Here is a 14,342-nt window from a genome sequence, read left to right on the forward strand (position 1 = left end):
TGAATGCTAAATACTTAAGGAAGTATCTGTGAGTTCGGTTTGTGGGATACTACCAATGTCATTCGTGGCAAACATCGCCGCAACATGTGTATTTAAGTATCTGGATGTATAATAGGGATCGCTCACATTGATAAACAAAACAGTTCCGCCTTCAATGGAATCTATTACCAAATTGGCAAGTTCGGGTGGTACTGCAGGGCAGCCTTGACTGCGACCTAGTCTTCCAAGCGCATTGATCGTGCCCTGACTGACATAATCCGCACCGTGAACCACAATAGAGCGTTTACGGGCATTAGAATTAAAACCTTCATCCATTCCATCCAAACGCAAAGATTTACCATGTTGTCCTCTATAAACTTCGGCAGTTAAATAGAAGCCAATGCTACTTTGAAAAGAATCATTTGTATTAGAGAATCGTGTAGCTTTATCGTTTCCACTGCGTTGTCCATGGGCAACCCAGGTATTGAGCAATAGTTTCTTTTGATCTAGATCAATGATCCATAGCCGTTTTTTTGTGCTGTTTTGATCGAAATCTGCAATCGTTAAAATGTCTTTGTGTGCAGAAAGTTGTCCTGATTTTTTTAGGTTATAGAAACCTGTAACTGCTTTTTCAAACACGGACTCTGTTAATCCGCTTTCAGCGAGATGTGCTGATTGATACAACTCATTGACATGTCTATTGTAAATGCTGTCTGGAGTTAACTTTACAACTGATGCCGTTGAGGCAATTGGCGTGCTGACTGATTCCCGGTTTACCAGGGTAAGTGCTAAGGAAATTGTAATCAAGCCTGCTCCACCAAAAAGGTATTTCATCATAGAATTGGGGTTTAGTTGCTATGAATAATTAATCTGTTATTTAAGTCGGGTTCTATCTATAAGCTTACGTATTTTCTTACAAAGGTATTGATTAGTTGGTGTTTAGCTTTATTTATTTTAATATTTTATTTAAAAATGACCTTCTTTCTACACACTTGCGCGTTCTGGTGTCCTAAATTGACTATAGGAAGGTTAAAAGGTTTAAATCAAATTACTTATATCTTTCAGTTGATATTTAACGTAAGCTCAGGGCTATTTGGTGTAATAGATTAGGTTCATTTCTAAATGTAAGGGAAATTGTAGTAAAAAAAGATAATCATCGCTAATTATGAATGTAAAATTAAACATCAGCCCTGTGGTATTATTGAGGATTCCGGCCTTTTCCTTAACAGATGAATTAGTTGAAGTTTGGGAAGAGTTGAAGTTGGCTATCTCTCATTCATCCAGTGATTTCTATGAAAAAATAAAACCTGTGACTGCGGAAGGTATTGCTGATCTGGATGCCCGTACGCAGTATACGATCTGGAAATATTTCAACCGTTCTAAATACAGGGGAACGCCTTTTGGTCATTTTGCGGGCTTTGCACTGGCCAGCCTGGGATCTGGCAAAGAGAACTTGATGTTCTCCAGAACGCAGCATTTGCATCGTTTTAAGGACTGGTCGCACTATAAAGCTCCTGAGTTGAGTGAAACTGAATTGAGTGCCTTAGATCGTCTCTATTACGCTAATTCGAGTCATTATATCAATGCTGATCATATTCGTTTCATTTCTTTGGGTGATCAGGTGTTTGAATTGTCGGAGATTAAGTATAGTGAGTTCATTTGGGAGCTGCTGATTTTTTGTGCAGAAAAAGCGACTTATTCCTGCATACTTGAATTTGCACAAAGCAAGTCTATCGAGGAAGAAGTGTTAGTCGGTATGTTAAAAGCAATGGTAGATGCACAACTGCTATTTACAGATTTAAATGCAAATATTATTGGGCCTGATTATTTTGTACGGAACCATCAGAATACTCAGGAAAGCCTTGGAAGTTACCTGATTGCGGAACGAAAAATGATTTCCGGTGATTTGTCTGCTGCTGCTTTTAAACACTTATCATCTTGTGTTAATACTTTACTTGAGTTAAATCTATCTATTAATAATAAGGGTATTAAGGTGTTTGTGTCGGACTTTAGTAAGCGTTATGAAGGTAGAGCTATACCCTTGATGACTGTATTGGATCCTGAATTGGGAATTGGTTATGGACAATTCACTTCAGCCGCTACGGGGGCTGGTTTGGCAGAGGAACTGAGTGGCCGACAAGGAGGGGAAGCTGAGTCACTGCTTTCATGGAACAAGTTGAGCAAAGGGCTTGTTAAGGCAATAATTAATGGCGCCGGGGCTACAGATCAGGTTTTACAATTGAAGGACTTGATGACTGTAGAACAGGAAGATTTGAATTTAAACCTAAAGATGAAGCCAGCAAATAGCTTTAGTGTGTTGGCGAGGTTAGCCGGTGATCTTGTGGTTTTAGATGCCATTGGTGGATGTACAGCGAATGCACTGTCCGGGCGTTTCACCTTGGCAAATGATTCCTTTACGCAGCACTGTAAAGCGGTTGCTGCCCAGGAGTCTGCTGCAAATCCGGAAGTAATCTTCTTTGACGTCGCTTATATGGCAGAAGGAAGAGTAGACAATGTGAACCGTAGAAAGCAAATCTATGCGCATGAATTACCCATTCTGAATTACTCTTGCAGCACAGAATTGATCGGATTTCATGATATTTTGGTAACGGTTCAAGGAGAGGAAGTCATTCTTTTCTCTAAAAAATATGGAAAAAGGCTCGTTCCAAGGCTCGCTTCCGCTTATAACTATAGCCGTTCAGATCTCGCTGTTTATCGTTTTCTGTGCGACCTGCAACACCAGGGGATTCAGTCTCAGCTCTTATTTAACATCCAGGAAGTGTTGCCTGGACTGGATTATTATCCTCGGATTCAATATGAGAATCTGGTGCTTTCTCCGGCAAAATGGAGGCTAAAGGGAGGGGCGTTAAAAAATGAGAACATCTTGTTGGGCTTGGAAAAAATAGGACAGTGTCGGTTCTTTTCAGTTGGGGAGGCTGATCAGACTTTATGTTTTGATAAAGAGAAAAAAAGCGACTTTATTTTTCTAAAACAGTATGCAAATCAATACGACGATTTCGTTATAACTGAGGTTATTGTTTCAGATTGTCAAGTGTTTACAGATGAATATAAGAAGTGTTACTTTACTCAGGTATTGCTGGCGATTAGTCATCAGGAGCAAATCTATCCTGGCTATGTTTACCGGGATTTGAACACGAGTTTGGGCTTGGAATCGACCATCATGCCTGGGAAAGATTGGCTGTGTTACGAAATTTATTGCCATCCCGACAGGGCTGATTTCCTTTTGTCGGAACGGATTACTGCATTTATTGCGGCCCATGGTGAGGCTTTTAAAACCTGGTTTTTTATCCGGTATAATGACCCAAGTTCACACCTTAGGTTGAGGATCCAGTTGAAGGATCAGCAGAGCGGGTACTTCTACATGAGCCGCTTAATGGAGGTGTTGGAGGGAGACTTGAAGGAAGGTCTGATCAAAGATGTTCAAATGAAAAGTTACCAACGGGAACTTGCCCGATATGGTAGCCTTCAGATGGTACTTACAGAACAACATTTCAGTAAGGATAGTGCTTATGCGCTGGAGGTGATTTCCCGTCATTTAGATCATTTCTCCATTTATGCGAATTGTATTAGCTTGATGAAGGTTGCGCTACAGTTATTACCATTGGAAAATAAAGCGCTACTGGGATTTGTGCGTGAGGTACAAAGGGCTTTTGAACAGGAGCATCAGCTTAAAACAGATGACTTTAAACTGGTGAATCGGGAATGGACTGATTTTAAGACGCAGGTTCAATTACCGATTGCGAATAGTGCATTCCTATTGGACGATTTACAGCAATCGTTCTTGGATACCCTGAACGCCACTGCAGCAGAACAAAGACCTGCGCTGTTCCGTAGTTTGTTTCATATGCACATTAACCGTCTGTTTTCTGATTACCAAAGGGCTCATGAACTAATGATTTATAGTTTTCTTTACAAACAATTGCAAATGGAACAACAGCGACCGGCCCTGGTTTAAGGGATTTACTTAATGTGGGGCCAAATCGATCTCCAGTGACACTAAAAATTGTTCATCCTGTTTAGAGGTTTGGAGTGCTGCACGATCCCCATAAGTTGCTTTTAATCGTTTTTTTACATTGTCCAGGCCAATATGATGACTTGGATGAAGCTGGGTTTTGTTGATTAGATTTCTGGTTTCCACCTGCAATAATCCTTTTCTGTACTTTAGCTTCAGACTTGCAGGCTGCGTTTCCTGCAGTAAATCACCATGCTTGAACATGTTTTCGGCAAGGGTCATGACCAGGAGTGGGATAATTTCCAGTTCCGTTACCTCTTCTTCGTATTCCATGTTGATATAGAGTTGCTGATGTGATTTAATTTTGTGGAGCTTAATCAGATTTTCCACTTGTTCCAATTCGCCGATGAGCGGAGTATTGGAGTTGCTCATTTCCTCAATGGAATACCTCATCATTTCCGACAAGGCCAGAATAGCCTCTGCAGCATCAGGAGCAGTTTTTCTGGTGCTGGTGTAAATGAAATTCAGGGTATTAAATAGAAAGTGCGGATTGATTTGTGCTTTTAAGTGTGCATGTTGAGATTTGATCAGGTCGGCATAAATCCGCTGATTCTCGATAATGACGAATAGTCGTTCTTTTTCTTTTTCCTCTACGAGTTTTCTCTCCTGAAAATAGCCGAGGATATAATAATAGGCACTGCCAAAAAGAATAAAATAAATAACACGGTAAGACATTCCAACATAGGCATCCATCCCAAAGTAGGGTGGGTTTGCGAAGGTCATATAGCCATTTCGGTGAAGGAAATACGTAATGTTTAGGGTTATAGTGATATAGACCACCACCTCAATTGCCATAAACAAAGGGAGCCTCCAAAGTGCTTGAACGGTCTTCATTTTTGCTGCAGGCATCACGAAATGCGCATGAAAATAAAACAGAATAATATTAAAAAAATAAAAGAAAGCGTAATTTCCAAAAGGGGCAAATTGTTTTCTTATTAATCCCATGATCACTACCTCATAAAAAATAAAGATCGACCAGCCAATGAAGTGAATCTTGTATTTACGTAAGAAGTTAATCAGGTCTGAAGAGGTAATTTTCATTTTGTGTAAAAAAAAAAGAGGTTAACGTAATACTTTTCGATTGGGATTGGCTCCGCACTAATTTTCATAAAAAACTTATATTATGAAAAAACAAATCATCTCTTTCGACCTAAAGAAAAGTACATTATTCGTATTTAAATCAAAAACAAACAAATCAGGGCTGATGCCAACAACAGTAACTGATCCTACTAATGGAACGGCTACCTCACACACCAGCTCAGTTGTCATTTATGCAGCCAGATAAATTTATGCTCAACGATGAAATCTATTCGGAAATACTTCGGTTAGATTTCATCGTTTTTTCTGCAAGGAAGGTCAGGAATTGCTTTTTATAGGTGGTTCCCAAAGGAACTTCCATTTTATTACTCAATATAATCGTATTCCCTTCTACTTTCTGAATGTAATTTACCGCAACAATAAAGGAGCGTTGAACCCGAACAAAATTATTGATGTCCTGTAGTTTAGTTTCCAGTTCTTTCATCGTTAAATAGGCGACATGGGTTTCTGTGCAAGTATGGATCTTTACATAATTGTTCAGTCCTTCAATGGTGATGATGTCTTTGATATTGATTTTTGTATATTTCTGAATCTGATCAGTTTTGATAAAGAAAAAATCATCGGCAGCAGTAGGAGCTTTATGGGTATTTTCCAGACTTTGCAGCCTTTTGATCATTAGTGCAAATTTACTCATGGAAATAGGCTTCAATAAATACTCATTGGCCTGCACGCCAAAAGCTTCGTATGCATATTTAGAATGACCTGTGGTAATGATCAGGTATTTGGTTTTCGCTCTAATGGCTACCGAAAGGTCTAGTCCTGAAATTCCAGGCATATCCATGTCCATAAAGACAATGTCAATATGATCATCTTCCGAAATCTCCATCAATGCCAATAATGGGTCCGTAAAATACTTTAGCAAATGCAAATTAGGCATGGCATCAATATAATCTGCCAGGAGTTCTACAGCATGCTTCTCGTCGTCAATAATGACGCAGTTTAATTTTTTATCCATTGATCTCCTCCCATAATTCAAATACTTTTAATAAATCTAATCAAAAAATATATTCACAACGTAAAAACCACATTTGGCGTAATACATTTTTTTGTTCCATGAAATTTATTAAGGATCTGTAAAGATAAATCAAATTTGGTGATAAAACTATAGTTTCAGTATGGAGCGACGGATTTTAAGCAAAAGCATTTATTTCATTGACCACATAAATCTGATCATTCACCACGTGGATCCTGCGTTTAGCGTAAAAGAATTCCTGCATTAAGATCTCTTGTCTACATTTAAACCATCCCCCCTATAAAACAAGATTCCTGGTGCATGGAGGTGCATCAGGGATTTTAACAAAATGATACCCAAACGCGCTCAACTTATATATAAGGGGGTAATTCCCCTTTATAATCTAACTCATTCCCTTTACAGCTTTTATCAGATTTCTGGATTTTACCCATTTTGCTATATTTGGATTCAAATGTATCAATATGGAAAGTGAATTGTTTCAAATCAATGCGGAAATGCCTTGGGAAGACCTTGGTAATGGTATAAAAAGACAGGTATTTGGGCATAACGACCAAATCATGCTGGTAAAAGCAAAGTTTGAGGTTGGCGCTATTGGTACCATACATGAACACCACCATACTCAGGTAACTTATGTAGACAGTGGCGTTTTTGAAATGACGATAGGAACAGAGAAAAGAATCATTCAGCAAGGTGATGGCTTTTATGTCCCACCGCATACGCTCCACGGTTGTGTATGTATTGCGGCAGGTACATTGATTGATGCCTTTAATCCAGCCCGGGAAGATTTTCTGCCTTAGGGCTGTCTACTGCTTTCATAAACTTGTATAAATAAGCACAAGCGAGTAGTAGGCAGGTTAGGATCAGCCAAAGCATGTTATAACCATGGTGTTCGGCTATATAAAATCCTGCCGAAGGACCAACAACCTGTGCAACGGACCATACCAACATATATCCAGCTGCATATTGACCCCGGTTAAATTCATTTGCCCTGCTCATCACGAAAGTGTTCACAAAGGGTAGGGCAAACATTTCACCAAAGGTGAAAAAGACGATGCAGAGTACGCCAAGCACCATTGGTGAGCCAAATGGCAACATCAGGATCAGAAAGGATGCTGCAATTAAGAGTACACCGATCGTAATAAAAAATACTGATGATTTCTTGCCTTCAATTTTATGGATCATCACCATTTCAAAAAGCGCGATAATCACCCCATTTAATCCTAAAATTAAGCCGATCATAAATTCATCGATCTTCCATGATTCCTTGAAAAACACAGGAACTACCCTAAACATTAGGAAAAAGCAGATGATGAAAATGGTACTCAGGAGTAAAAATTTGATAAATAGTACATCTTCCCATGGTTTGCGCACGATAATGCCTTTCACTTTTTCTTTAATAGTCTTTCTATAGCCCTTGATTTTCGGGAGGAACCATAATATACTGAGTCCGGCAAAGATGCTGACTGCACCATCTACATAAAATAGAAGTCTGTAATTATAAGAGGCGATTAATCCACCCATACTTACGCCAAAAGCCCAGCCTATGTTTGTAGCGAGACGGTTCAAAGAATAGGATCGGGTTTCCAGACCAGGCTTGGCATAAGCGGCAATTGCCGCGAAATTAGCCGGACGAAAAGCCTCTGCAAAGAAACTAATCACCACCGCCAGGATACAAAGTGTATGGAAATGTGTTATACTGGCAAAAAACAAGAAAAAAGTACCTCCAATAATGGCAGAAAAGATCTGAACAGGCCTAAAACCGATCACATCGGTTAGTTTGCCTCCTGCCGCAGAGCCCATAATTGAACCTACACCAAACAGTGTAATGATCAGCCCGGCATCCGAGGCCGAGCGGTGTAAGGATTGCGTAACGTATAAGCCCATAAATGGCACAGCCATATAGCCGCTTCGGTTAATGAGCATAACGATGCTCAAAATCCAGGTTTCCCTGCTCAGTCCTGAGAACGACCGCTTGTAGTTCCCTGCAATATCTTGAAGTAATGACATGATTTTATTTTATCCCTGCGAAAGCCGCCGCTTCAACGAGTAATTGATGTAATATTTCTGCCAAGATATCAAAAATGAATTGCCATTCTAGCAAAACATACTAACTTTAAAAAGTTCAAATGAAGAAATTATGGCAATTAACTTACGTAAAGGCGAAAAAATTAACATTGGTCTCACAAAAATTAGTGTTGGCTTAGGTTGGGATCCTAATGAGGGAACAGGGCAAGATTTTGACTTAGATGCTTCTGCATTTATGGTGGATGGGAGCAGGATGATTCCGGCAGAAGAGTTTTTTGTTTTTTATGGAAATGATAAATCACCTGATGGCGCATTGTTCCATACCGGAGATGATCCTACCGGTGGTAATAGTGCTACCGGTGATGATGAAATTGTGAAGGTAGACCTTTCTTTGGTAGATGAACGCATTCAGGAAATTCTGTTCGTAGTTACCATTCATGATGCCCAAAGCAGGAGACAGAATTTCGGACAAGTACGTAGTTCTTATATTCGAATTGTAGACGATACCAATGGTGATGAAGTCGCAAAATATGAATTAGACGAAGATTTTTCTATTGAAACCGCCATAGAATTCGGCAGACTCTATAAACGAAATGGCAGCTGGAAATTTGAGGCTTCGGGTAGGGGATATAAAGAAGACCTGGCTTTCTTTCTGGCTAAATATTATACAGGGGAAATCATCAAATAATTCCCCTGATTTATCTACCTCAATGTAAGTGCGGTGGGTGGATCATTTATCGGGAGAAGGATGTGAAATATACTGCCTTTTCCCGGTTCACTTTTTACCTGAATGGACCCTCCAAGGTCTTCTACTTGTGTTTTTACCATGAAAAGACCCATACCTTTTCCCTCCACAGCGACATCAAACCTTTTATAAAGGCCAAAGAGCTGACTTCCATATTTCTTTAGGTCAATACCTTTTCCATTGTCTTCAAAAATAATATTCAAATGTTTTCCTGTCAGGTAAGTTTTAATGATCATCCTTGGAGAGATCGTTTCCTGTCTGTATTTGATGCTATTTAGGATCAGGTTATAGAAGATGCTGTATAGGTAACCACGCACGGTATATACCTTTTCCTCTTCCAGCTGATATTCAAAAGTCATATTTTCACTTACAATCAGGTTATTGATGCTACTCTTGATTTCGGTAACGAGGGTTTGAATTTCTACCGGTTCCTTCATCCGTTCTGGCGCATCCTTTTTAACCGTTAATACGTAATTCAAATCCTTAATCACGGTATCCAGATTTTTAATGGAAGTACGAAGTCCTTGCATCAGCTCAGAAACCGCAGATGGATCTGCCTCCATGGCAGTCAGCAAATCACTGATTCCCATGATATTGGCAACAGGGGCGCGCAGGTTGTGAGAAACTACATAGGTGAATTGCTCCAGGTCTTTATTTCTACGAATCAGTTCTGAAGTCGTTTCATGCTGCGCTTTCGCAATGTTTTTCTGTTCCGTGATGTCTTTGATGGACAAAATAAACCCCCAATATTGATTTTCATCGTCATTTACACCAATCCATTTTAAAGCATACCATTTTTCTGAGCCGTCTTTTTCAATGACATTCGTCTCATAAGACATGTTATGACCCTTGATCACATCATCAACAATCCGTTGAAGTCTTGCCCTTTTGTTTTTAGCAAAGTAATCTAAAATGCTATTTCCTTCCAGTTCTTTATAATGACCTCTGAATTCTGCAATTTCTTTTGCCAGCTGGCTATACGAAATGATCTTCAACTCTTGGTCTACCAGAATATAAGCTGCATCCGTATGATTTAGTAAGGTGCGTAAATTGGCTTCAGATTTTTTAAGTGTCTCTTCAGCTACTTTTACAGAAGTTACATCTTGTAAAATACCGTAAAGACGGGTAGTGACGCCTTCTTTGTTGAATTCAATTCTATTTTCTCCTTCCAGGATTTTCACTTCGCCTGCCTCATTTTGGATGCGAAAGCTTGTTTTCATATTCTTTCCAAGACGGATCAATTTGTCGACCTCATGTTCCACCCGTAGCTTATCGTCCGGATGAATAAGTCGTTCAAAATGCTCATTTGCCGGAACGAGTGTGTCATCTGCCCAGTATATTTCTTTCAGTCCGTCAGACCAGGTCAGTTCCTGTTTGATCAGGTCGAAATTCCAGTTGCCAATCTGTGCCATTTTTTGGGCTTCAGAAAGAACAGCCTCCGCCTGTTTGATCTGCTCTTCTGTTTGTTTCCATTGTGTGATATCGCTGATCACGCCATCTACCGTATGGAGTACACCATTTAAAAGATGCGGAACAGCTTTTATCTCAATCCAGCGCGTACTGGCATCTTTACATATAATCCGATACTGACTCTTTGTTTGCTCGCCTTTTTCTAAAAGCTCACCATCTCGTTCTGCAATGTAGCGGTCTTCGGGATGTATGACATCATACCATAGGTCGGGGTTTTCATGAAATTCGGCAAGATTATACCCATAAATTCGAGAACAGCCAGCCGACAATTTCAAATAACGGTTATTTAGAACATCTTTGAGGTAAAAACCTTCATTTACGGCATCCAATAGTTTTTCAATCTCATTGCTAACCTGTTCTTTCTCTTTCCTATATTGCAGCTGCTCCGTAACTTCCGAACCAAAAAGGAGCAAGCCTTCAATCTGACCATTTGAATTACGCAAAGCCTGAATGCTAAAATTAAAGTAACGCCCTTTTAAAGAGTTATTAGTTAATTCCTTAACGAGCTGGCTTTCTCCTGTTTCATAAACCTGATCCGCTTTTTCATTTAAAAAATCGAAATCACTACCCTGGTATACTTCTTTTAAACTGCGATTTATAATCAGTTTATTTTCAATATTTTCCTGAAAAAAAGTATTTACAAACGTAAATGTGTGTTTCTTGCCCATCAGGACTGCAATAGCAGATGGAATTTCCTGTAGTAAAGTAAAGTCTTTTGTGCTTTTAGCCAAAGCTAATTTTTCTGTAGCCTGGGTTATCGCAGTAGGTAACCTCCGCAACCGATCCTCAAAAAGATAGTCCGTAGCACCTAAACTGACCAGTTTAAGTACTTCTTCTTCAAATTCTGGTTTAGTAATACAAATGAAAGCAGGCTGATGATCAAGCGCCTGTATTAAATTTAAAGCCTGATGCACTAGAGCGTTTTTATCAGCGCAAAATGCAAGAACCACATCTGGAGCAAAGCTTTTTAAACTAAGATGAAAATCAGATAGTGCTACTGTTTTGAGCAGTTGGAAACTGAGTTCTGATTGATCTAAGGTATTGGATATTAGATTACTATCATTAGCTGGATCTCCAAAAATAAGGATTCTCAGAATGTTTCCCATTAGTTAAATGTTTTTTTATTTGTAGGTAAAGGATAATATAGACAAATTTTTAAAATCCAAACCATTATTTTGATAAAAAACAAAAAGCCTCCAATTGGAGGCTCTTTATTTTTCTATATCGTTTATTAAAAATTAAGGTAGTTGTTTGAAGATATTCTCTACTACTTTAGGGATTTCGTTGATTGCTTTTTGCGGATCTGTCAATTCACCTTCGGCCCAACCTCTCCAAATTACTTTAGAGCTACTGCGTTCAATGATATCGATCATGATGTTTCCTTCTTTAATAGGCATTCTACGTTCTCTGCTGCCTACATATACCGGGAATGGGTTATCATATACGTAAAAGAATCTTGCACGACCTTTATAATAAGCGATCCTTGGGCTTAGCATAGGAGGCTGATTGTAATAGATAGGCTCATCATAAACCTTCATGCTTTTATTGACAATTGCTGAGTAGCGGATCAGTAGATCCGGATTTCTATTGTCCAGTGTCAAGCCTTTTTTAGTCAATTCCGTTTCTGTAGTTTCTACAATTTTATCGGTAACGACGTCATTGTTGTAAATGTTATTCAGCTGTCCGTCTTCAGGTGGGAGCCATGCATAAGTTTTAAAGTCGGTTCCAACAGGCTTACTTCCAACCGCATAATAGTTGTAAGGTGAGCATGCCGACAGCATCCCTGCTGCCACAAGTAGTAATAATAGTTGTCTTTTCATGGTAAACGTTTTTAGAGTAGGGTAAAATTTAAGGTATTTCATTCATAACCTAATATTACTATTACAATGAAAGCTCTAAAATGTTTAGTCAATTTTTAAAATAATTATACTAGTACTACAAATTTATCGTTGTCTGCCATTAAAATTTGACACGCATGCCTATTCCCAGTTGAAATATGTCTGCAAGAGTAAGTGCAGAGGTGTTTTGGATGTAATTAATAAGATAATAATCATTCGTGTTGATCTCAGAATATAGACTGATCGCTTTAATTCCGGAATCTTTCCAAATCTTTTTCATATTGAATTCTAACTCATTACCAATCGAAAGGTGAGGTCTAAAAGCTTCAGACCAGTAATAGTAATTATCCGGGTAAAGGTTTTCGTTGAAACGCATGGAAAGATCTGGATGAGAAGTATAGCTGATAAAGAATCCAGGATTAAATGGATAGAACTTCCCCCAGTCTTTCAGTTTTACTTCATACGCTTTGTAAGCAAATTTTGCCGTAAACACATGTAGTTCGCCACCCTTGTTTTCGGGGACATAACCATAATTGAAATCCAGAATTCCTCTTTTATTCTTAAAAAGATCGTAGCCGGCGCCTACACTGAAATAGCCGATACTTCCTGCAAACTGCACAATTGCATTGTCTGGAACCAGGAATTTGAACTTCTGGGCTGATGCTTTCCCTACGAAAATGATCAGTATTGATAATAGGAGAGTCGCGCGCTTAAAATGATATCCGTTCAAAACTTATTTTATGATTAATGATTTCAACTAATAAAAATTCTTCATTGCCCATGGCACTGGTAATGACATAAGGGATTCCCGAATCGTCAGGGAAATAGCTTTCATAAGCATGGGTGTGTGCATGTAATGAGGCTAGAAAACCTGGGGTTTTTGCGAAAAGACCGGTATATGGTTTTACCAGATTCGGATCAAAGTCTGGCGATATAGTAGGCACATGGGAAACCGCCACATAATTGCTAATCCCATTTTGCGGCTGCAGTTCGCTGGCTAACCAGGAAATGTTAGGTACCTCACCATTGAATTTATATTCCCTGCTATTGGTATCATGGCAGATAAACTTCGTTCCCCCATAGTTAAACGTATAATTTAAGGCACCAAACATCCGTTCAAAAACTTGCCTGCCGCGAGAGGTCAGGTCATGATTTCCAATCACCCCCATATAAGGGACATTTAATTTTGATAAACTCCTGGCGATCCATTCCATTTCCTTTAATACCCCAAATTCGGTGAAGTCACCTGCGATAAGTACAAAATCAACCCCGGTCATTTCATTTGCTTTTTTAACAAAGGCAACTGTTTCGTCTCTTGATCTTTGGGTATCACCAGTTAAAATGAATCGAACCGTGTCGTCGGTCTTACCTTCTCCCAGGCGTTTTAAACTGCTGGCATTGACGTCTTGAGGGGAGTTCCTGTCGAAAACCTGATTTGGGCTGTACTCAAAACGGTTACAACTCCCTAAACCGACTGTTAAAACAAGCCCCAATAGTATAAATTTGTTCATCGAAAATTCTAATATTTCCGCAAACCTAAGATTTAAAAAAGGAGTTTAAACACCTAATATGGCGTTATGGCATTGGGATAACCGTTAAATGGCATTAATTTAACATTTCTGTCAAATTCAGAAATGCTATAAGTTCGGGAAAATATCAGAAAGGAGACTAGTTGCCTGAGCCTCTTCGATTTCAGCTTTAAAGTCAGACAATGGGATAAACTTCCAGGTAATGTGCTGTTCTTCTAAGACCATCATGATTTCGATGGGATGATTGATTAAATGTTGCTCAAAAAACGATTGTTTGCTGGCTGCCCATGCTTTGGGGTCGCCTAGATTTGCTGGCCAGGTGTATAGTTTATGGGCTTCAATAATTTTTTCTTCCAGCACATGGCTGGAGGTTTTGGAAAGCAGGGGACTGATGTTATAGTCTTGAACAGATGCCCGAATTCCGGATGCATCATTATGGATACCTACAGCAGATGCCTTAAATTCAATCACGAAAAGGTTTTGTCCTTCCTGGGTGTAGGGACTTCCAAAAAACAAATACTTTCCTGTGGTTAATTGTTGCAGTTCTGCGGCCATAATGATTTTGAGGTAAAGCTACATTATATATAGGACCTTTAAAGGCAAGATTTAGCTTAAAAAAATCAGCACAGAAAAAGGGCCGGATTTCTCCAGC

General features: G+C 39.2%; 13 protein-coding genes. 4 read left to right on the forward strand and 9 right to left on the reverse strand.

The genetic code is table 11. The features are described 5' to 3' along the window. Window positions 1-6: 6 nt before the first annotated feature. Entirely contained in the window at window positions 7-816 is an 810-nt protein-coding gene (locus R2S10_RS02170) for a murein L,D-transpeptidase catalytic domain family protein (RefSeq protein WP_316838793.1), read from the reverse strand. A gap of 328 nt (window positions 817-1,144) precedes the next feature. Between R2S10_RS02170 and R2S10_RS02175 the strand changes: the two genes are divergently transcribed. Beyond that, window positions 1,145-3,955, forward strand: coding sequence for a thiopeptide-type bacteriocin biosynthesis protein (locus tag R2S10_RS02175; protein WP_316838794.1), 2,811 nt, complete (start codon window positions 1,145-1,147; stop codon window positions 3,953-3,955). Window positions 3,956-3,964: 9 nt separating this feature from the next. Here the strand turns inward: R2S10_RS02175 and R2S10_RS02180 are convergent, their stop codons facing one another. Beyond that, entirely contained in the window at window positions 3,965-5,053 is a 1,089-nt protein-coding gene (locus R2S10_RS02180; RefSeq protein ID WP_316838795.1) for a sensor histidine kinase, read from the reverse strand. 82 nt (window positions 5,054-5,135) lie between these two features. On the opposite strand from R2S10_RS02180, the gene R2S10_RS02185 reads away from it, so the two are divergent. Then, entirely contained in the window at window positions 5,136-5,297 is a 162-nt protein-coding gene (locus R2S10_RS02185) for a hypothetical protein (RefSeq protein WP_316838796.1), read from the forward strand. A 21-nt stretch (window positions 5,298-5,318) separates the two neighbouring features. Here the strand turns inward: R2S10_RS02185 and R2S10_RS02190 are convergent, their stop codons facing one another. After that, window positions 5,319-6,065, reverse strand: coding sequence for a LytTR family DNA-binding domain-containing protein (locus R2S10_RS02190; protein ID WP_316838797.1), 747 nt, complete (start codon window positions 6,063-6,065; stop codon window positions 5,319-5,321). Between the two features lie 479 nt (window positions 6,066-6,544). Here R2S10_RS02190 and R2S10_RS02195 point away from each other — a divergent pair, with 479 nt between their 5' ends. Beyond that, window positions 6,545-6,880: a cupin domain-containing protein gene (locus tag R2S10_RS02195; RefSeq protein ID WP_316838798.1), complete on the forward strand. Its 336-nt coding sequence runs from the start codon at window positions 6,545-6,547 to the stop codon at window positions 6,878-6,880. Here the strand turns inward: R2S10_RS02195 and R2S10_RS02200 are convergent. After that, window positions 6,849-8,090: an MFS transporter gene (locus tag R2S10_RS02200; RefSeq protein WP_316838799.1), complete on the reverse strand. Its 1,242-nt coding sequence runs from the start codon at window positions 8,088-8,090 to the stop codon at window positions 6,849-6,851. The genes R2S10_RS02195 and R2S10_RS02200 overlap by 32 nt on opposite strands. Window positions 8,091-8,220: 130 nt before the next feature. Here R2S10_RS02200 and R2S10_RS02205 point away from each other — a divergent pair, with 130 nt between their 5' ends. Then, a complete protein-coding gene (locus R2S10_RS02205; protein WP_316838800.1) occupies window positions 8,221-8,796 on the forward strand; it encodes a TerD family protein in 576 nt (191 codons plus the stop codon). A 14-nt stretch (window positions 8,797-8,810) separates the two neighbouring features. On the opposite strand, the gene R2S10_RS02210 is transcribed toward R2S10_RS02205, so the two are convergent. The 5 genes from R2S10_RS02210 to R2S10_RS02230 form a co-directional block, all read right to left on the reverse strand. Further along, window positions 8,811-11,429, reverse strand: coding sequence for a PAS domain-containing protein (locus R2S10_RS02210; protein ID WP_316838801.1), 2,619 nt, complete (start codon window positions 11,427-11,429; stop codon window positions 8,811-8,813). 132 nt (window positions 11,430-11,561) lie between these two features. After that, the gene (locus R2S10_RS02215; RefSeq protein ID WP_316838802.1) at window positions 11,562-12,143 is read right to left on the reverse strand and encodes a DUF4136 domain-containing protein; all 582 of its coding nucleotides are present in this window, start codon (window positions 12,141-12,143) and stop codon (window positions 11,562-11,564) included. 139 nt (window positions 12,144-12,282) lie between these two features. Beyond that, complete coding sequence (locus R2S10_RS02220) at window positions 12,283-12,891, reverse strand: hypothetical protein (RefSeq protein WP_316838803.1); 609 nt, start codon at window positions 12,889-12,891, stop codon at window positions 12,283-12,285. Continuing rightward, on the reverse strand, window positions 12,872-13,672 hold the full coding sequence (locus R2S10_RS02225; RefSeq protein WP_316838804.1) for a metallophosphoesterase: 801 nt from the start codon (window positions 13,670-13,672) through the stop codon (window positions 12,872-12,874). Before R2S10_RS02225 ends, R2S10_RS02220 begins: the two co-directional genes overlap by 20 nt. A gap of 126 nt (window positions 13,673-13,798) precedes the next feature. Then, complete coding sequence (locus R2S10_RS02230) at window positions 13,799-14,245, reverse strand: hypothetical protein (protein WP_316838805.1); 447 nt, start codon at window positions 14,243-14,245, stop codon at window positions 13,799-13,801. Between the last annotated feature and the right edge of the window lie 97 nt (window positions 14,246-14,342).

Origin of the sequence: Pedobacter gandavensis (genome assembly GCF_032678745.1) — a bacterium.
Lineage (GTDB): Bacteria > Bacteroidota > Bacteroidia > Sphingobacteriales > Sphingobacteriaceae > Pedobacter > Pedobacter gandavensis_C.